General features: G+C 59.6%; 16 protein-coding genes and 3 pseudogenes. 13 read left to right on the forward strand and 6 right to left on the reverse strand.

Translation table 11 applies throughout. The annotated features are described in order from the left end of the window. Nucleotides 1–123: 123 nt before the first annotated feature. From BLR20_RS16230 to BLR20_RS16240, 3 genes and pseudogenes are all read right to left on the reverse strand, one after another. Nucleotides 124–810 (reverse strand): phasin family protein, encoded by a 687-nt coding sequence (locus BLR20_RS16230; RefSeq protein WP_032613567.1) that lies wholly within the window; start codon nucleotides 808–810, stop codon nucleotides 124–126. A gap of 87 nt (nucleotides 811–897) precedes the next feature. Continuing rightward, nucleotides 898–1,017, reverse strand: a pseudogene (locus BLR20_RS28490) (phasin family protein); the annotation flags it as partial. Between the two features lie 67 nt (nucleotides 1,018–1,084). Further along, nucleotides 1,085–1,363, reverse strand: a complete 279-nt coding sequence (locus BLR20_RS16240) for a polyhydroxyalkanoic acid system family protein (RefSeq protein WP_010435829.1) — start codon at nucleotides 1,361–1,363, stop codon at nucleotides 1,085–1,087. A gap of 144 nt (nucleotides 1,364–1,507) precedes the next feature. Between BLR20_RS16240 and ubiE the strand changes: the two genes are divergently transcribed. The 13 genes and pseudogenes from ubiE (at nucleotide 1,508) to BLR20_RS28500 (ending at nucleotide 11,765) form a co-directional block, all read left to right on the forward strand. Then, nucleotides 1,508–2,278 carry a bifunctional demethylmenaquinone methyltransferase/2-methoxy-6-polyprenyl-1,4-benzoquinol methylase UbiE gene (gene ubiE / locus BLR20_RS16245; protein WP_002551635.1) on the forward strand — a complete coding sequence of 257 codons (771 nt, stop codon included), beginning with the start codon at nucleotides 1,508–1,510 and terminating at the stop codon, nucleotides 2,276–2,278. Next, nucleotides 2,278–2,901 (forward strand): ubiquinone biosynthesis accessory factor UbiJ, encoded by a 624-nt coding sequence (locus BLR20_RS16250; protein ID WP_032613569.1) that lies wholly within the window; start codon nucleotides 2,278–2,280, stop codon nucleotides 2,899–2,901. Before ubiE ends, BLR20_RS16250 begins: the two co-directional genes overlap by 1 nt. Further along, nucleotides 2,898–4,517 carry a ubiquinone biosynthesis regulatory protein kinase UbiB gene (gene ubiB, locus BLR20_RS16255; RefSeq protein ID WP_010435836.1) on the forward strand — a complete coding sequence of 540 codons (1,620 nt, stop codon included), beginning with the start codon at nucleotides 2,898–2,900 and terminating at the stop codon, nucleotides 4,515–4,517. Before BLR20_RS16250 ends, ubiB begins: the two co-directional genes overlap by 4 nt. Before the next feature lie 67 nt (nucleotides 4,518–4,584). Beyond that, nucleotides 4,585–4,977, forward strand: a complete 393-nt coding sequence (gene hisI, locus BLR20_RS16260; protein WP_003414224.1) for a phosphoribosyl-AMP cyclohydrolase — start codon at nucleotides 4,585–4,587, stop codon at nucleotides 4,975–4,977. A 2-nt stretch (nucleotides 4,978–4,979) separates the two neighbouring features. Further along, nucleotides 4,980–5,312 carry a phosphoribosyl-ATP diphosphatase gene (locus BLR20_RS16265; RefSeq protein WP_002551631.1) on the forward strand — a complete coding sequence of 111 codons (333 nt, stop codon included), beginning with the start codon at nucleotides 4,980–4,982 and terminating at the stop codon, nucleotides 5,310–5,312. Nucleotides 5,313–5,356: 44 nt separating this feature from the next. Continuing rightward, complete coding sequence (locus tag BLR20_RS16270; RefSeq protein WP_003316632.1) at nucleotides 5,357–5,632, forward strand: twin-arginine translocase TatA/TatE family subunit; 276 nt, start codon at nucleotides 5,357–5,359, stop codon at nucleotides 5,630–5,632. Between the two features lie 4 nt (nucleotides 5,633–5,636). Further along, complete coding sequence (gene tatB / locus BLR20_RS16275) at nucleotides 5,637–6,113, forward strand: Sec-independent protein translocase protein TatB (RefSeq protein ID WP_010435973.1); 477 nt, start codon at nucleotides 5,637–5,639, stop codon at nucleotides 6,111–6,113. Next, nucleotides 6,110–6,910, forward strand: coding sequence for a twin-arginine translocase subunit TatC (gene tatC, locus BLR20_RS16280; protein ID WP_010435976.1), 801 nt, complete (start codon nucleotides 6,110–6,112; stop codon nucleotides 6,908–6,910). The genes tatB and tatC overlap by 4 nt, the downstream gene beginning before the upstream one ends. Then, nucleotides 6,907–7,614: a 16S rRNA (uracil(1498)-N(3))-methyltransferase gene (locus BLR20_RS16285; RefSeq protein ID WP_010435978.1), complete on the forward strand. Its 708-nt coding sequence runs from the start codon at nucleotides 6,907–6,909 to the stop codon at nucleotides 7,612–7,614. Before tatC ends, BLR20_RS16285 begins: the two co-directional genes overlap by 4 nt. Before the next feature lie 179 nt (nucleotides 7,615–7,793). Continuing rightward, nucleotides 7,794–8,765: pseudogene (locus BLR20_RS28615) on the forward strand (methyl-accepting chemotaxis protein); the annotation flags it as partial. After that, complete coding sequence (locus BLR20_RS28620; RefSeq protein ID WP_455710165.1) at nucleotides 8,757–9,620, forward strand: methyl-accepting chemotaxis protein; 864 nt, start codon at nucleotides 8,757–8,759, stop codon at nucleotides 9,618–9,620. The pseudogene BLR20_RS28615 and the gene BLR20_RS28620, both read left to right, overlap by 9 nt. A gap of 327 nt (nucleotides 9,621–9,947) precedes the next feature. Next, nucleotides 9,948–10,907 (forward strand): annotated as a pseudogene (locus BLR20_RS28495) (methyl-accepting chemotaxis protein); the annotation flags it as partial. A gap of 141 nt (nucleotides 10,908–11,048) precedes the next feature. Then, a complete protein-coding gene (locus tag BLR20_RS28500; protein WP_420875069.1) occupies nucleotides 11,049–11,765 on the forward strand; it encodes a methyl-accepting chemotaxis protein in 717 nt (238 codons plus the stop codon). Nucleotides 11,766–12,154: 389 nt separating this feature from the next. Here BLR20_RS28500 and mdoH read toward each other — a convergent pair whose 3' ends face one another. The 3 genes from mdoH to dtd form a co-directional block, all read right to left on the reverse strand. Further along, a complete protein-coding gene (gene mdoH / locus BLR20_RS16305) occupies nucleotides 12,155–14,737 on the reverse strand; it encodes a glucans biosynthesis glucosyltransferase MdoH (RefSeq protein WP_025991069.1) in 2,583 nt (860 codons plus the stop codon). Further along, the gene (locus BLR20_RS16310; protein ID WP_032613617.1) at nucleotides 14,730–16,658 is read right to left on the reverse strand and encodes a glucan biosynthesis protein G; all 1,929 of its coding nucleotides are present in this window, start codon (nucleotides 16,656–16,658) and stop codon (nucleotides 14,730–14,732) included. Before BLR20_RS16310 ends, mdoH begins: the two co-directional genes overlap by 8 nt. A gap of 263 nt (nucleotides 16,659–16,921) precedes the next feature. After that, nucleotides 16,922–17,359: a D-aminoacyl-tRNA deacylase gene (gene dtd / locus BLR20_RS16315; protein WP_054994456.1), complete on the reverse strand. Its 438-nt coding sequence runs from the start codon at nucleotides 17,357–17,359 to the stop codon at nucleotides 16,922–16,924. Nucleotides 17,360–17,371 lie beyond the last annotated feature (12 nt).

Consider the following 17,371-nt stretch of genomic DNA (forward strand, 5'->3'; position numbering starts at 1 on the left):
ATCGTGCCCATGCTCCGCGTGGGCATGCCGTTCTGGACGCTCCGCGTCCGGTCTTCTTTGTGCCGTTTAGCGACAAAAAGCCCGACCTGTGTGGCAGGGCGGGCTTTTTGTTGCAGCCGGTTATCAGGACTGGCTGGCGGGCTTTTCCGATGCGGTCGACGCTGAGGTAGCTGCAGTCGAATTGCTCGCCGACTTGGAGGGTTTGGCAGCCGGCTTTCTTGCCGCTGGTTTTTTCGCTGCTGCAGGCTTGGTCGCGGTGCTGGTTTTGCTGGTGTTCGCGGCCACAGGCTTTTTGCTAGCCTCGACAGGCCTAGCCGCTGCTTTCTTCACAGTCGGCTTGGCCGCGGCCTTGACCAACGGTTTGGCCGCCACAGTGCGCGAGGCTGCCGGTTTGGCTTTCGCGCCCACCAATAGCTCGATCTGCCGGGTCAACTGGTCGACCTTGCTGTGCAGCGCCTGTACTTCACTGCGACTCGGCACACCCAGGCGTGAAATCGCGCTGTTCAGACGCTTGTCGACAGCCTCTTCCAGCTCGTTCCACTTGCCAACCGCGAGGTCTTTCACGTCGTCCACACGGGACTTGGCCGACTTGCTGGTGTTCTTGACGTCATCGAGCTGCTTCTGCGCTTCGACCTTGGTCAGCTTCTCGGCTTTTTCGCCGTCCTTCACCAGCGTCTCGAAAAGCTTGCTGCCGTCATTGCTTATCTTGGAATAGGCGCCCAAACCCGCCAGCCAGATCTGACGAGAGTACTTCTCGACCTCGCCCATCCAGGAGCTGCCATCTTTGTCGGTTTTTTTCTTGCCAGCCATCCTGTTCTCCTTATCGTCCAGACTTGGAACGCCCGAGTCGTTTCGGCACGCAGCGTTCGAGCTTTTTGTCGGCACGACACGTTCAAGCAATACCGGCAGCTCATCGAGCCTGGCAAAGAGCGTGTCTACATCATGTTTAGACGGGATACCGATCCGGTTCAAGGTCTTTGCGACTCGAAGGTCGAACGCGCGCTCGATTCTGTCGATTTGCGCTCATAAAAGAGCGCATGGACATACGGCGGCAAAGAAAAATCAGCAGGACTGCGTACTGCGCTCAGGCAGCGAGCGCCTTGTCCAGAACGCGCTCGACTTCTGTCTTGATCGAACCGCTCATGGCCGACAGGATGAAGTTCAGCTCGATGTTGACGCGGATCAAAGCCTCTTCGACCTCGACCTCGCCCTTGGCCCCCTTGCCCTCCAGTTTTACGGTATCGCCAGCCCATTCGTGAGCCAGTCCGTATCGGGTGGAAAGCTTCTCGACCAGTTGCTCGGCCTTTTCGCGAGCCTTCTCCCGGCCCAGGGCGTGCGGGCGTTCAACGGTTATCTTGGCCATCGGAGGCTTCCTTGATCGTCATGTGAAATGCGGCGCAACTATATACACCCGCCCGCATCCAAGAAAGCGTTGCTGGTGAGCCTTGTCAAGACAAAGCCGGCCTTGGCGATTAGAATGACCCGCACTCTATTCCGGTGAAGCGATATGAACGATCAGCGCAAAGGCAGCGATGCCGAACCTACGACTCACTTCGGTTACAAAAATGTACCGGAAAGCCAGAAGGCAGAAAAAGTCGCTGAGGTTTTCCATTCGGTGGCGGCCAAGTACGACCTGATGAACGACCTGCTGTCCGGCGGCATGCATCGCCTGTGGAAGCGTTTCGCAATCGAGCTGTCCGGCGTCCGCACCGGCAACCGCGTGCTGGACATTGCTGGCGGCACGGGCGATCTGACCCGCAAATTCTCCAACCTGGTCGGTCCGACTGGCCAGGTGGTACTGGCTGACATCAACGCCTCCATGCTCAAGGTCGGCCGTGACCGCCTGCTGGACCTGGGCGTGTCGGGCAACGTCGAGTTCGTCCAGGCAGACGCCGAGAAGCTGCCGTTTCCGGACAACCATTTCGACTGCGTGACCATCGCCTTCGGCCTGCGCAACGTGACGCACAAGGAAGACGCCCTGCGCTCCATGCTGCGCGTGCTCAAGCCGGGTGGTCGCCTGCTGGTGCTGGAGTTCTCCAAGCCGACCAACAAGCTGATGTCCAAGGCCTACGACGCTTACTCGTTCGCATTCATGCCGTTGATGGGCAAGCTGGTCACCAATGACTCGGAAAGCTACCGCTACCTGGCCGAATCGATCCGCATGCACCCCAACCAGGAAACCCTCAAGTCGATGATGGTAGAAGCCGGTTTCGACCGCGTGACCTATCACAACATGACAGCGGGCGTCGTGGCCCTGCATCGCGGTATCAAACCCTGATGTTGCTCAGGGGGCTGCTCGCCAGTATCGAGCACGGCATCAATCGGGTGCTGCGCCTGGACAGCACTGCGCTGCCACGCATGGCACGTCTGTCCGGACGTGTCATTGCGGTGGACTGTCGCGATCCGTCCCTGAAGCTCTTCATCCTGCCCAGCGACGAAGGTTTGCTGCTGGCAGCTGACTGGGCTGCCGACGCTGACTGCACGCTGCGCGCGCCGGCTTCCAGCCTGGTGCGTCTGGCCCTGAGCAAGGACAAGACCGCCGTGCTGCACGGCCCGGATGTCGAACTCGACGGTGACAGCGGCGCACTGCTGGAACTGGTCGGCATTCTTCAGGATCTGGAGCTGGACTGGGAGCACGAACTGTCCAACTGGATCGGCCCGGTGGCCAGCCAGTTGTTCAGCAGCCACCTGCGCAACAGTGGGCGCTGGACGCGGGAAAGCTTCAACAGCCTCAGCCAGAACGTTGCCGACTACCTCAGCGAAGAATCGCGCACGCTGGTGGGCAAACACGAAGCCGAAGCACGATTCGCCGAACTCGATCAGATCAAGCTCGATCTGGAACGCCTCGAGGCGCGCTTTGCCCGCCTTGCCCACTCCCTCAATACCAGCGATAACGCATGAAGCTGCTTGCCGTCCGCCGTCTGTTTCGCATTCAACGTGTCGTTATCCGCTATCGCCTTGATGACCTGTTGTTCGCCCTGCCCCTGCCGTGGTGGATGCTCGCGCTGCGTTTCGTGCTGCCCTGGCGCTGGCTGCCACGGCGCAAATCCGAGCTGAGCCGTGGCGTACGCTTTCGTCTGGCGCTCCAGGACCTGGGGCCGATTTTCATCAAGTTCGGTCAATTGCTGTCCACCCGGCGCGACTTGCTGCCCGAGGACATCGCCGACGAACTGATGCTGCTGCAGGACCGCGTACCGCCGTTCGATCAGCAGTTGGCAATCAAGCTGATCGAAGAACAGCTCGGCGCACGTATCTGTGACGTTTTCAGCCGCTTCGACGAGACGCCGTTGGCATCCGCTTCGGTCGCACAGGTACATGCCGCCTGCCTGAAGACCGGCGAAGAAGTCGTGGTCAAAGTGGTACGCCCCGGCCTCAAGCCGATCATTGGCCAGGATCTGGCGTGGCTGTTCATTCTCGCCCGCACCGCCGAGCGCGTGTCTGCCGATGCGCGCCTGCTGCATCCAGTGCAGGTGGTGATGGATTATGAAAAGACCATCTACGACGAACTCGACCTGCTGCGTGAAGCGGCCAACTCCAGCCAGCTGCGGCGCAACTTCGAAGGCTCGGACCTGCTTTACGTGCCACAAGTCTACTGGGACTGGTGCCGCCCGAAAGTGCTGGTCATGGAGCGTATCTACGGCCTTCAGGTAACCGATCTGGCCGCTCTGGCCGATCAGCGCACCGACATGAAACTGCTTGCCGAGCGCGGTGTGGAGATCTTCTTCACGCAGATATTTCGCGACAGCTTCTTCCACGCCGACATGCACCCCGGCAACATTTTCGTCAGCACGGTCAATCCGTGGGCGCCGAAGTACATTGCCATCGACTGCGGCATCGTCGGCAGCCTGACCCCGGAAGATCAGGATTATCTGGCGCGTAACCTGTTTGCCTTTTTCAAACGTGATTATCGTCGCGTTGCGCAACTGCACATCGATTCGGGCTGGGTGCCGGCAGAGACCAAGCTCAATGAGTTCGAAGCGGCCATCCGCACGGTCTGCGAGCCGATTTTCGAGAAGCCGCTCAAGGATATTTCCTTTGGCCAGGTGCTGATGCGCCTGTTCCAGACCGCACGCCGCTTCAATATGGAAGTCCAGCCGCAACTGGTTCTGCTGCAAAAGACCCTGCTCAACATCGAAGGGCTGGGTCGTCAGTTGTACCCTGATCTGGACCTGTGGAGCACCGCGCAGCCTTATCTGGAGCGCTGGATGCGTGAACGGGTCAGCCCGAAGACCCTGCTGAGCAATCTGCAATCACAGGTCGAGCAACTGCCGCACATCGCAGGCATGACCCGTGATCTGCTGGAGCGCATGTCCCGCCCGCACGCCTCGGATCCGCCGCGCCCGTGGCACGATCGCAAGGACGAGCCGGTCCTGCGGCTGATCGGTGCAGCATTGCTGGTGGGCGGCGCGATACAGGGCTGGGTGATGAGCGAGGCCGCCACCCAGTTGCTGACGCTCACCGCGTGGCCGGCAGCGATCATGCTGATCGCCGGACTGTATCTGATCGTTCGCCGATAGCCAGCAGCGAGTGGCGCTGGCACACTGTTCAATCCGCCGGGCATGAAAGCCGGCTGCCGGAGTAGATATGAAAGACTGGCTGGACGAGATTCACTGGAACAGCGACGGTCTGGTGCCTGCAATCGCTCAGGATCACAAGACCGGCCGGGTATTGATGATGGCCTGGATGAACCGCGAGGCCCTGAGCCTGACGGCATCCGAGAACCGTGCCATCTATTGGTCGCGTTCGCGTGGCAAACTCTGGCGCAAAGGTGAAGAATCGGGTCATGTGCAAAAGCTGCATGAACTGCGCCTGGACTGTGATGCCGACGTCATTATCCTGATGGTCGAGCAGATCGGTGGCATCGCTTGCCATACTGGCCGCGAAAGTTGCTTCTACCGAGTGTATGAAAATTCAGGCTGGAAGACCGTAGACCCGGTTTTGAAAGATCCTGATGCTATTTACCATGCAGGCCATTGAACATGACTGATACGTTGTCCCGTCTGGCCGAAGTGCTGGAATCCCGCAAGGACGCCGCTGCCGACAGTTCCTATGTCGCAAGCCTGTATCACAAGGGCCTGAACAAGATTCTGGAAAAGCTCGGCGAAGAGTCGATCGAAACCATCATCGCGGCCAAGGACGCTGCGGTCAGCGGTGATTGCAGTGACGTGATTTACGAAACCGCTGACCTGTGGTTCCACAGCATGGTGATGCTCGCCGCGCTGGGTCAGCATCCACAGGCCGTGCTCGATGAACTGGACCGCCGATTCGGCTTGTCCGGCCACGCGGAAAAAGCCGCTCGCACGGCAGAGTAACGCTCTCCCCTTTCAAGCTTGAAATCTTTTACGAGGACTGTTTCATGGGTATTTTTGACTGGAAACACTGGATCGTCATCCTGATCGTCGTTGTACTGGTTTTCGGGACCAAGAAACTCAAGGGCCTGGGCAGCGACGTCGGCGAATCGATCAAAGGCTTTCGCAAGGCAATGAATGATGACGACAAGCCAGCCGAACAGCCTGCGCCTCAACCCCAGCAGGCCCAGCCAGCCCCACAGGGCTCGCCGCTGAATCAGCCACACACCATCGACGCTCAGGCGCACAAAGTCGACGAGCCGATCCGCAAAGACCAGGTTTAAGCCCATGTTCGGTATCAGCTTCTCTGAACTGCTGCTCGTTGGCCTGGTTGCCTTGCTGGTACTGGGTCCCGAGCGCCTGCCGGGTGCTGCACGCACCGCAGGCTTATGGATCGGCCGGTTGAAGCGCAGCTTCAATGCGATCAAACAGGAAGTTGAACGTGAAATCGGGGCTGACGAGATTCGTCGGCAGCTGCACAACGAGCACATTCTTTCGCTGGAAGACGAAGCGCGCAAAATGTTCGCGCCCAATCAGCCGCCCGAGAACAGCTCCGAGCAGGCGAACCCGTCGCCAGCACCGGCAGCGGCCGAAGCTGCAAGCCCGGCGCACGATGACGCCGCACACCACGAAATAGGCCCTGCACAACCTGCGGCACCGAAGACCGAGCTGTCGCTGGAGAAAACCGCGAAACCGGCTGACGCCGGCACACCGGTCCCGACGCCTTCCGCCCACGATTCGTCATTGCCACCGCGAGCACCATGAGCGCTGATATCCCGGAAAACGATCAGCAAATGCCGCTGATCTCGCACCTCACCGAGTTGCGTACACGTCTGTTGCGCTGTGTTGCGGCAGTCTTCCTGATTTTCGCCGGCCTGTTCTACTTTACGCAGAAGATATACACACTGGTTTCGGCTCCGCTGCGCGTCTATCTGCCTGAAGGCGCAACGATGATTGCCACCGATGTGGCTTCGCCGTTCATCACGCCGTTCAAGCTGACCATGATGGTCGCGCTGTTTCTGTCCATGCCGGTCATCCTGCATCAGATATGGGGCTTCATCGCGCCGGGTCTGTACAAGCATGAAAAGCGCGTTGCGGTGCCCTTGCTGGTGTCGAGCATCATCCTGTTCTACGCAGGCATGGCGTTTGCCTACTTCCTGGTCTTCCCGCTGATTTTCCACTTCTTCGCCAGCGTGACGCCGGAGGGCGTTTCGATGATGACCGACATCGCCAGCTACCTGGACTTCGTGATGACGTTGTTCTTCGCCTTTGGCGTGGCCTTCGAAATCCCGGTGGCGGTGGTGTTGCTGGTGTGGATCGGCATCGTCGACGTCAAGTACCTGAAGAAGATCCGCCCTTACGTGATTATCGCCTGCTTCGTGGTCGGCATGATCCTGACGCCGCCGGACATCTTCTCGCAAACGCTGCTGGCGGTGCCGATGTGGCTGCTTTTCGAGCTGGGCGTACTGTGCAGCACGATGATCAAGAAGCGTGGCGAACATCCGGACGATGAGGCCGAGGACGCTGACAAGCAGGACCAGCCGCCCGCGACCACACCTTGAACCTGCTGCTGCTTGAGGAAGCCGACTTCATTGCGGCTGACAGGGTGGTCCTGCGTGACCGCCGCCTGAAGCACATGCAGGAGGTGCACCGCGCAGAGGTCGGTGACACTGTGCGGGTGGGCCGTGTCAACGGCCTGCTGGGCAATGCCGAACTGCTACGCCTTGAAGCCCATGAAGCAGAGCTGCGTGTCGAGCTGCAGAGTGCGCCTCCGGCAAAACTGCCGCTTACCCTGTTGCTGGCGTTGCCACGCCCCAAGATGTTACGCCGGGTGTTTCAGACCGTTGCGACCATGGGTGTGCCCAAAGTCATCCTGCTGAACAGTTACAGAGTGGAAAAAAGCTTCTGGCAAACGCCGTTTCTGGAGCCTGACGCCATCCGCGAGCAACTGATTCTGGGCCTGGAACAGGCGCGCGATTCGGTGCTGCCTGAAATCGTGATCGAAAAGCGCTTCAAGCCTTTCGTTGAAGATCGCTTGCCGCAGATCGCGCTCGATACCCTGGGCCTGGTCGGCCATCCCGGTGATTTCCCCGCCTGTCCCCGTGCGGTCACCCAATCGGTCACGCTGGCCATCGGCCCCGAAGGTGGCTGGATACCCTACGAAATCGATCTGTTGCGTCAGTCGGGTTTGCAGCCCGTGCAACTGGGCGAACGCATCCTGCGTGTCGAAACCGCTGTAACGGCCCTTCTTGCCCGTTTGTTCTAAGTTGTTAATGTCGACTCAATCGCTTCAGTTAACCGATAGCTGGCCGATGCAGTCGGATACTTAGGAACAAAAGCCGTCAAGGAGAGATCATGTCTGGTGCGTTATCCAAAAGCCTCGCCAATGCGAGTGTCAGCCTGAAATTGGCGATCGGCTTTGGCCTGGTGCTGTTGATGACGCTGATGATTTCAGCCACCGGCTGGTTCAGCAATCAAGCCCTGATCGATCGTGGTGACCGTGTCACTGCGATTGCAGAGGTCAGTGAGCTGACCCTTCAGTTGCGCATCAACCGTATGAGCTATGAGGTGTTGTACAACGCAGAGACCGCAGCGAAGGTCAGAAGTACACTCGATGAGCTCGACGCTGCACTGCAAACCGCCAAAAACCTGCTGCGATCCCCCGAGAACCTGCAGTTGCTGGACGTCCAGATTCAGGCAACGCGGGACTATCGGCAGTCGTTCGAGGACATGAGCAAGGCGATCGAAACCCGCGAAGCGAGCCGCAGCCAGATGGGCGAAAACGCCGACAAGGCAGTGGATCAGTCCAACAGGATCGAAGCCGAACTGCTCAAGGAAGATAACATTCTGGCCTTCAATGGCATCGTCGGCGTCAGCAAGCTGATTCAGCAGGCGCGCTTTCAGGTACGTGGCTACACCTACAGCGGCCGTCCCGATTTCGAAAAGGACGCCAATAAGGCCATCGATGATGCTGTGACCGGGATCAACACGCTGGCTGGCGACATTTCTTCCAGTTATTCGCCCATGCTGCAGCAGGCCATCGCCGGGCTGAATGGCTACCGCGCGGCTGTGGGCAAGTATCGCGATGCCCAGGCCGCCTCCAGGGCCGCACTGGATAAAATGACCACGCTGGGCGCCAGCATGCTCGCCACCAGCAACGACCTGATTACCCGACAGAACAAGAGCCGCGACGCAGACAGCGCCAAGTCGGTCCAGATGATCATCGCCGCGACCGCGCTGGCAATGGTGCTTGGCATTCTCGCGGCGTGGGTCATCACCCGCCAGATCACCACGCCGCTGCAAGAGACCCTCGAAGTGGTAGAGCGGGTGGCCTCGGGCGACCTGAGCCGCAACCTCAACGTGGACCGCAAGGACGAACTGGGCAAGCTGCAGGCCACGATTCAGCGCATGACGGTCAGCCTGCGGGAACTGGTTGGCGGGATTCGCGATGGCGTCACCCAGATTGCCAGCGCCGCGGAAGAGCTGTCGGCAGTTACCGAGCAGACCAGTGCCGGGGTCAACAGCCAGAAGGTAGAGACCGATCAGGTGGCCACCGCCATGCATGAAATGACGGCAACGGTTCAGGAGGTCGCGCGCAACGCCGAGGAAGCCTCGGAAGCTGCAGTGACGGCGGACCGTCAGGCCCGTGATGGCGAACGGGTGGTCAACGAGGCCATTTCGCAAATCGAACGCCTCGCCTCTGCGGTGAGTAATTCGAGCGAAGCCATGGGCGCGCTGAAACAGGAGAGCGACAAGATCGGCAGCGTGCTGGACGTTATCAAATCGGTCGCCGAACAGACCAACCTGCTGGCCCTCAACGCCGCTATCGAGGCCGCACGCGCCGGTGAGGCCGGTCGGGGCTTTGCGGTGGTTGCCGATGAAGTGCGCAGCCTGGCGCAGCGCACGCAAAAATCCACCGAAGAGATCGAAGCACTGATTGTCCGCCTGCAAAGCGGTACCCAACAGGCTACAACCGTCATGGACAGCAGCCGCGAGCTGAGCACCAGCAGCGTGGAACTGACCCGTCGGGCCGGTGGATCGCTGGAGAACATCACCAAAACCGTTTCGGCGATCCAGGCGATGAATCAGCAGATTGCGGCCGCCGCCGAAGAACAGAGCGCGACCGCGGAAGAGATCAACCGCAGCATCATCAATGTCCGTGACGTGTCCGAGCAGACATCTGCGGCCAGTGAAGAAACCGCGGCTTCCAGCGTAGAACTGGCAAGACTGGGCAACCACCTTCAGGTGCTGGTGAGCCGCTTTACCGTCTGACCTGTCAGGGCAAAGCCCGCGCGAGTACACGGCGCGGGCCATTTCTTTCGACAAAATGTGACACCTTTCACCCCTCCTTGGTGCTCGGAAATCTCCTACGACCTTCTCAGGTCACGCAATGAATCGCCACGCCGATGCGCTCACAACGCACGTCCCGGCTGGCTGGAGCGTGCTTTTGTTCGCTCATTGCAGGAGATTCCAATGTTCCGACTGACCAATCAAGCGCTCGGCAATATGAACGTCAGGGTCAAACTTTCCCTGGGCTTCGGCCTGGTGCTGTTATTGACGCTGATCATCGCACTGACAGGCTGGCATGGCCTGAACACCATGATCGACCGCTCGGAGTCGCTCTCGGACATCGCCCAGCTCAACGGCCTGACCAAAGACCTGCGTGCCGAGCGAATCACCGACCGCGTCGAAAATACCGCGCAGAGCACAGCGCTGGTGACCGAAAAACTAAACGAAATGAAAACCCAGCTCACCCGGCTGCACAGGCTGAGTGATGAGCAGGCAACCGTCACACTGCTCAACGGGCAGTTCGAGACGCTCAACAGGATCGAAAAGGTCTTCGCCAACGTTCGCAGCAACAGACAAACGCGCGACCAGATCCGGACGCGCCTGGAGCAGACGTCCGAACAAGCCCTGCAAGCCATCGCGCAGGTTGAGGTAGAGGTGCTCAAGAGTGTCAGCCAGGAACAGGACAGCAGCGAGCGGATGGAGGAGTTCACCAATATTTCCCAACTGAGGCAGCAGGTCCAGACCGCTCGTTATCAGGTGCAGACGTATACCTTCACCACTAAGGACGCGGATGAAAGCGCAGCCATTGCAGCCATCGACGAAGCGCTCAAGGAAATCGGGCAGATCGCTCAGGACCAGGACGGCGAAAGCTTTCAGGGCCTGACACCGGCCACCACTGCTCTGCAGAGTTATCGGGAACGGCTTGGCGAGTTCAAGCAGATACAGACCAAGTCCGAAGCGGATCAGGAAATCATGGAAGGTCTTGGCGCAACGCTGCTGGACTCCGTCGCTGCGTTGAATCGCCTGCAGAACGCCCAGCGTGACAGCGAGGCAGCCAACTCCAGCGCCATGCTGGGCAGTGTGGCAGGCCTGGCGTTACTGTTCGGGTTGCTGGCTGCCTGGATCATGACCCGGCAGATCACCGTGCCCTTGCAGCAGACACTGAGCAGCGCAGCACGCATTGCTCAGGGCGATCTGAGCCATGACATACCGGTCACGCGGCGTGACGAGATGGGGCAGTTGCAAGGCAGCATGCAGACTATGACCGTCAGCCTGCGTCAACTGGTGGGCGGCATAAGCGAGGGGATATCACAGATCGCCAGCGCGGCCGAGCAGCTCTCGGCAGTGACCAAGCAGACCTGCACCGGGGTCAACAGCCAGAAAGACGAAACCGACCAGGTGGCCACGGCCATGAATGAAATGGCCGCGACGGTGCAAGAGGTCGCTCGCAATGCGCAAGCGGCTTCCCAGGCGGCCTCGCAGGCAGATCAACAGGCGCGCAGCGGCGATGAAGTGGTCGGGCAGGCAATCATTCAGATCGAACAACTGGCTCGCGAAGTATTGAACTCTACCCAGTCGATGAATGCGCTCAAGCAGGAAAGCAACAAGATCGTCGGTGTTCTTGACGTGATCAAGTCCGTTTCCCAGCAAACCAATCTGCTGGCCCTCAATGCGGCGATTGAGGCAGCCCGCGCCGGAGAGGCCGGACGCGGCTTCGCGGTGGTTGCCGATGAAGTCCGTGGTCTGGCGCAACGCACGCAAAAGTCCACCGAGGAAATCGAAGAGCTGATCGCCGCCCTGCAAACCGGGACACAACAGGTCGCAGCCACCCTGGATAGCAGCCGTACCCTGACTGATAACACGGTAGAACTGAGCCGCCGCGCGGGAGGCGCACTGGAGCAGATCACCCGCACCGTGGCGACGATCCAGCACATGAACGAACAGATCGCTACCGCCAGCGAGGAACAGAGCGTGGTCGCCGAACAGATCAACCGTAACGTCATCAGCGTGCGTGACATCTCCGAACAGACCGCTGCAGCCAGCGAGCAAACCGCCGCTTCCAGCGTCGAACTCGCGAGGCTGGGAACGCACCTGCAGACACTGGTGGGGAAATTCAGGGTGGGTTGATAGATCTGCGACGCAAGGATTCCGACGCTGGAGCGCTTGGCGTTATACACCAGCCTGCTTTTGATTCTGCCCAACGGGCGTAGGAGCGGACTTGTCCGCGAAGGGGCCGCCAAGCTTTCCGAACATGCATCGCCTGAACGACCGTCTTCGCGAACAAGTTCGCTCCTACCCCTCGGGCAGGAGGCCGTTTTTGATTCTGCCCAACGGGCGTAGAAGCGGACTTGTCCGCGAAGGGGCCGTTAAGGTTTCCAAAAATGTATCGCCTGAGCGACCGTCTTCGCGAACAAGTTCGCTCCTACCCCTCGCTTGCGTGGGTCTTTGCCAAAAGACGCAATAAAAAAGCCCCTGACGCCATAGACGTCAGGGGCTCTTTTCGTAGCCGGAAGGTCTTAGACCTGGACCGGCTCCGACGTTTTACCTACAGGCTGCAAAGGCAGCAAGGGCGCATGTGGGTCAGCTTCGATGGAAGCTCTCCACGCGGCCAGCCACTCTTCGTGACCTTCGCTCCAGACACGCTCGTGCAAGCGGCCAAGGGCAACCGGGTCGCTCAGCAGCATCAGGCGTTCCTGATTGCCGAGTTTTGCCGGACCGACCTTGAGTGCCTGATCGACACGCTCCATACGCACCACTTCAATCGGCTGAGCCTGACGGTGACGCGACGTGGCAAGGGCGCAGGCCAAGGCGTTCTGTCGAGGGTCGACCACAGCCCGGATGAAGCCCTGTTTCAGGGCATGCCAGCGGTTCTCGTAGGTGTACTGATCCGTCGAGATCAGCTCTTGCGGCGGCTCGAACTCTTCAGGAATCAGGAAGAACTTCTCGTCACGCGCCTTGACGCCCAGATTGGTACGGCTGGAAATCACCGACACCGGAATCGACAGCATCAACGACACCACGATCGGTGCAAGCCACCACAGGAAGCTCGGGTTCAGCCAGAACACCAGCAATGCCCAGCACGCGCCCAACAGGGTTTGCGGACCGTGGCGCTTCACAGCCTCGATCCACGGCGTGGAGTCATCGTCGCGTTGCGGCGAGTTCCAGGTCGCGGCCCAGCCCAGGAAAGCGGCCAGTACGAAGCGTGTGTGGAACAGCATGCGCACCGGAGCCAGCAGCACCGAGAAGAGCATTTCCAGCAGCATCGAAACGGTGACCTTGAACTTGCCACCGAAGCCTTTCGCGCCCTTGGCCCAGATCAGAATGACGCTGAGCAGTTTAGGCAGGAACAGCAGGACGATGGTGGTCGAGAACAACGCAACAGCTTTTTCCGGGTGCCATTGTGGCCACAGCGGATACAGCTGACGCGGTTCAAGGAAGTAGGTCGGCTCCATCAGCGTGTTCACTGCCAGCAAGGCCGTGGACAGCACGAGGAAGAAGAACCACAACGGCGCCGACAGGTAAGACATCACACCGGTCAGGAACACCGCACGGTGAACCGGGTGCATGCCCTTGACCAGGAACAGCCTGAAGTTCATCAGGTTGCCGTGGCACCAGCGACGGTCACGCTTGAGTTCGTCCAGCAGGTTGGGCGGCAACTCTTCGTAACTGCCTGGCAGGTCATAGGCAATCCACACGCCCCAGCCGGCACGGCGCATCAGCGCAGCTTCGACGAAGTCATGGGAGAGAATCGCACCAGCGAAAGCGCCTTTGCCGGGCAACGGCGCCAAGGCGCAGTGCTCGATGAAAGGCTTCATGCGGATGATCGCGTTGTGACCCCAGTAGTGGGATTCACCCAGCTGCCAGAAGTGCAGACCGGCGGTGAACAGCGGACCATAGACCCGGGTAGCGAACTGCTGCATGCGTGCATACAGCGTGTCCATGCCCGACGCACGTGGCGCGGTCTGGATGATACCGGCGTCCGGCGTGGCTTCCATCAGGCGAACCAGACTGGTCAGACACTCACCGCTCATGACGCTGTCGGCGTCCAGCACGACCATGTAGCGGTAGTCACCGCCCCAGCGCCGGCAGAAGTCGTCGAGGTTGCCGCTTTTGCGTTTTACGCGACGGCGACGGCGACGATAGAAGATCTTGCCGAAGCCTTTGGTCTCGCGGCACACGTCCAGCCACGCCTGTTGCTCGGCAACAGCGATGTCGGTTTCGTTGGTGTCACTGAGCACGAAGAAATCGAAACGATCCAGGTCACCCGTGGCAGCCACCGATTCGAACGTGGCGCGCAGACCGGCGAAAACCCGGGGCACGTCCTCGTTGCAGATCGGCATGACCAGCGCAGTACGTGCGCCCTTTTCGATCGGCTCATTGCCAGCACTGGCACCCGAGATGCGGTATTTGTCACGACCGGTGAGCAGCTCCAGGAAGCCCATCAGCGCGGTCCAGAAACCGGCCGATACCCAGCAGAACAGAATCCCGAACAGCAACAGAATACTGGTCTGCAAGGCATAAGGCATGACCTGCAAGGCGGTCTGCACAAAGGTCTGACGGGTGATTTCGTCGAGCGAAACCAGCGACCAGCCCTGATACGGCAGGATACCCTTCATGTACCAGCCAGCCACGATCGTCTGACCCAGCATGAGGATCAGCAGGATGTAGCGACGGATCGAACCGACGGTGCGCCAGCGCGCCTTCGGCAGATCACGCGGAAGATCATCATGCTCGGGCTTGGGCGGGTTGCCCTTGCCGGTCAGGCGACGCCAGCCGCGCACCAGAATGTTGGTGCGCCATGGCTCTGGCACGACCTTGGTCCGGCGAATCGGCGGTGTAGCCTTCAGGCACAGGCGACCGCTGGCGTCGACGCCGAGCATCTCGGCGTCCTCCAGCTGATCTGCGGTGGTCAGCGTCAGACGACGACCCACCGAAGCCTGAGCGGCCTCGGCAGGGTCATTGACCGGCTGCGCGGACAGTCGCTCATGCAACTCGGCGAAGGTCGTGCAGCCGGCAAGTTCTGCCCGCTGCTCGTCGCTCATCGGTAAATGCGCCAGGTACTCGTTCAGAGACATTGGCACCGGTAGAGAATTACTCATCGCTCGGCAACTGATAGCTCCAGGTCTCGGTCATGACTTGCAACGTCTTGGCCGGTTCCGGATGGGTGGGTGCTGCCTCGGTTTCAGGCTGCTGAATTTCCTTACCGTCCTTGTCCTTGGCTACGTCAGCCTTGGATGCGTCGGCTTTGCCTGCATCGGCCTTGGCGACTTCGCCTTTGCCTTTTGCTGCGTCAGCCTTGCCAGCTTCAGGCTTGGCGGTCTCCGGCTTGACAGCTTCCGGCTTCGGCGCGTCGGCCTTGGCGATTTCTACCTGGTCGTTGGCGGACTCCTTGGCGACTGCCGGCTTGGCAGCTTCCTTGGCAGCGGCCTTCTTCTCTTCGGCTTTGTCAGCCACGAGCAGCGCAGGTTCCTTGCCCGGTTCGGCAGGGATTTCACGCAACAGGTAGGCACGCATTTCGGTCGGCTTGCTGGAGTCCTTGACCTTCACCCGCAGGGTCAGGCGGTAGCCTTTGGTGACCGGGTTGTAGCGCAGGTTGTTTTCCACCAGCTCGACGTTGTCGTCAGTGGTCACCTGGCTGCGAATGGTCTTGTCTTCCGGCAGTGCGGCCAGAACCGGGCCCACGAAGTCGACCAGGAAGGCAAGGCTGCCGTCCGGCTGACGGATCAGGTTGGACTGACGCACGTCACCGATGGAGCGTTGAGTCTGTTTGACCCAGCCCAGATCCGGCGAGTGAATCGAGTTTTCCTGCATGGTCCAGTGCAGACGGTAGTCGAACGCCATCTCCTGGCCAGGCTCTGCCAGCGTTTCAGGCTTCCAGTAGGCCACGATGTTGTCGTTGGTCTCGTCGGCAGTCGGAATTTCGACCAGCTCGACAGTCCCTTTACCCCAATCGCCCTTCGGCTCGATCCAGGCACTTGGGCGCTTGTCGTAACGGTCATCCAGGTCTTCGTACTGGCTGAAGTCGCGGCCACGTTGCAGCAGACCGAAACCACGCGGGTTCTCGACCGAGAAGCTGCTGATGGACAGATGTTTAGGGTTGTTCAGCGGACGCCACAGCCACTCACCATTGGCTGCCTGAATCGACAGACCGCTGGAATCGTGCAGTTCGCGACGGTAGTTAGGCACACGCGAAGGCTGGTTGGCGCCGAACAGGAACATGCTGGTCAGAGGAGCAACGCCCAGCTTGTTGACCTTGTCACGCAGGAACATGCGCGACTTCACGTCAACCAGGGTGTTGGTACCCGGACGCAGGGTCAGCTGATAGGCACCGGTGGCACGCGGCGAGTCGAGCAGTGCGAAGATCACCAGATGGTTGTCATCCGGGCCTGGCTTCTCGATCCAGAATTCCTTGAAGCGCGGAAATTCTTCACCGGACGGCGATGCAGTGTCGATCGCCATGCCGCGCGCGGAAAGGCCATAAACCTGACCCTTGCCGATCACGCGGAAGTAGCTCGCGCCCAGCATGGTCATGATTTCGTCCTGCTTGTCATCCTTGTTGATCGGATACAGGACACGGAAACCGGCATAACCCAGTTTCTCGGTGGATTTCGGGTCGATCTTCAGATCGCCGAAATCAAAACGATTCGGGTCGTACTTGATCTCGTCGACGCTGGTCGCGGTCACTTCGTTGATCTTGACCGGCGTATCGAAGTGCATGCCCTGGTGGTAGAAAGACACTTTGAACGGAGTCTTTTCACCCGCCCATTCGGCTTTGTCATCACGGAAGCGGATCTTCTGATAATCGGCGAACTTCATGTCGCGCAGCTCGTTCGGCAGATTGCTCCTCGGAGCCTCGAACTTCTGCCCGGCCATTTCTTTGGCCTTCGCCGCTACATCATCAAGGTTGAACGCCCATAGCTGACCTGCACTGAACAGGCATACAAGGGCCGAGCTTGCCAGAAGTGCACTACGCAACCGCTTGACAGGTGTCTTTGGAGCATCACAGGGACTAACAATCACGAGCAACCCTCGCCGAAAAACAGATGAAAAAACCAACGGCCAGCTATCAATGCCGGGTTGGCGAGCATTGTTCCGACTCCGAATGGGCTTAATGATTCCCCAACCAGGTGTCAGAACCGCTTTTGTCATACCAAATGGACCGACAGTGTCGATCCCAGTAGCGCGCGATTATCCAGTAGCGCGCGCCACAACGCATCAGGTATGACAAAGAAATTTATCCCCGCAAGACAGATGAATTCAGGGGAACAACATGAAATCGTAGCTTATGTATCAAACAAAAATGTAACCGGGCCATCATTTATCAGGTGCACCTGCATGTCTGCACCAAACTGGCCCGCAGCTACCGTGGGATGCGCGATTCTGGCCTGACTCAACAGATAGTAGAACAGCTCGGCACCCAGCGCTGGAGGTGCGGCTTTAGAGAAGCCCGCACGCAACCCGCTTTTGGTGTCCGCAGCCAGCGTGAACTGGGAAACCAGCAACAAGCCGCCCCCCACCTCGCGCAAAGACAGATTCATCTTGCCCTCGGCATCGCTGAACACTCGATAATTGAGCAACTTGTGCAGCAACTTATCGGCACTGGCGCGGGTGTCTTGAGGTTCTATTCCCACCAATACCAATATGCCCTGTTCAATAGCACCGACAACCTCGGTGCCCACCTCGACGCGCGCATTCCGCACGCGCTGCAACAAACCTTTCATAGATGCCTTTCC

The sequence above is a fragment of the Pseudomonas congelans genome (assembly GCF_900103225.1).
Lineage (GTDB): Bacteria > Pseudomonadota > Gammaproteobacteria > Pseudomonadales > Pseudomonadaceae > Aquipseudomonas > Aquipseudomonas congelans.

What these genes read in the sequence shown, in the direction of transcription:
- BLR20_RS16270 (WP_003316632.1), top strand. Translation starts at nt 5,357, where the DNA reads ATGGGTATTTTTGACTGGAAACACTGGATCGTCATCCTGATCGTCGTT.
- BLR20_RS16265 (WP_002551631.1), top strand. Translation starts at nt 4,980, where the DNA reads ATGACTGATACGTTGTCCCGTCTGGCCGAAGTGCTGGAATCCCGCAAG.
- ubiB (WP_010435836.1), top strand. Translation starts at nt 2,898, where the DNA reads ATGAAGCTGCTTGCCGTCCGCCGTCTGTTTCGCATTCAACGTGTCGTT.
- dtd (WP_054994456.1), bottom strand. Translation starts at nt 17,359, where the DNA reads ATGAAAGGTTTGTTGCAGCGCGTGCGGAATGCGCGCGTCGAGGTGGGC.
- BLR20_RS16230 (WP_032613567.1), bottom strand. Translation starts at nt 810, where the DNA reads ATGGCTGGCAAGAAAAAAACCGACAAAGATGGCAGCTCCTGGATGGGC.
- BLR20_RS28500 (WP_420875069.1), top strand. Translation starts at nt 11,049, where the DNA reads ATGAATGAAATGGCCGCGACGGTGCAAGAGGTCGCTCGCAATGCGCAA.
- BLR20_RS16250 (WP_032613569.1), top strand. Translation starts at nt 2,278, where the DNA reads ATGTTGCTCAGGGGGCTGCTCGCCAGTATCGAGCACGGCATCAATCGG.
- mdoH (WP_025991069.1), bottom strand. Translation starts at nt 14,737, where the DNA reads ATGAGTAATTCTCTACCGGTGCCAATGTCTCTGAACGAGTACCTGGCG.
- BLR20_RS16240 (WP_010435829.1), bottom strand. Translation starts at nt 1,363, where the DNA reads ATGGCCAAGATAACCGTTGAACGCCCGCACGCCCTGGGCCGGGAGAAG.
- tatC (WP_010435976.1), top strand. Translation starts at nt 6,110, where the DNA reads ATGAGCGCTGATATCCCGGAAAACGATCAGCAAATGCCGCTGATCTCG.
- tatB (WP_010435973.1), top strand. Translation starts at nt 5,637, where the DNA reads ATGTTCGGTATCAGCTTCTCTGAACTGCTGCTCGTTGGCCTGGTTGCC.
- hisI (WP_003414224.1), top strand. Translation starts at nt 4,585, where the DNA reads ATGAAAGACTGGCTGGACGAGATTCACTGGAACAGCGACGGTCTGGTG.
- BLR20_RS28620 (WP_455710165.1), top strand. Translation starts at nt 8,757, where the DNA reads ATGACGGTCAGCCTGCGGGAACTGGTTGGCGGGATTCGCGATGGCGTC.
- ubiE (WP_002551635.1), top strand. Translation starts at nt 1,508, where the DNA reads ATGAACGATCAGCGCAAAGGCAGCGATGCCGAACCTACGACTCACTTC.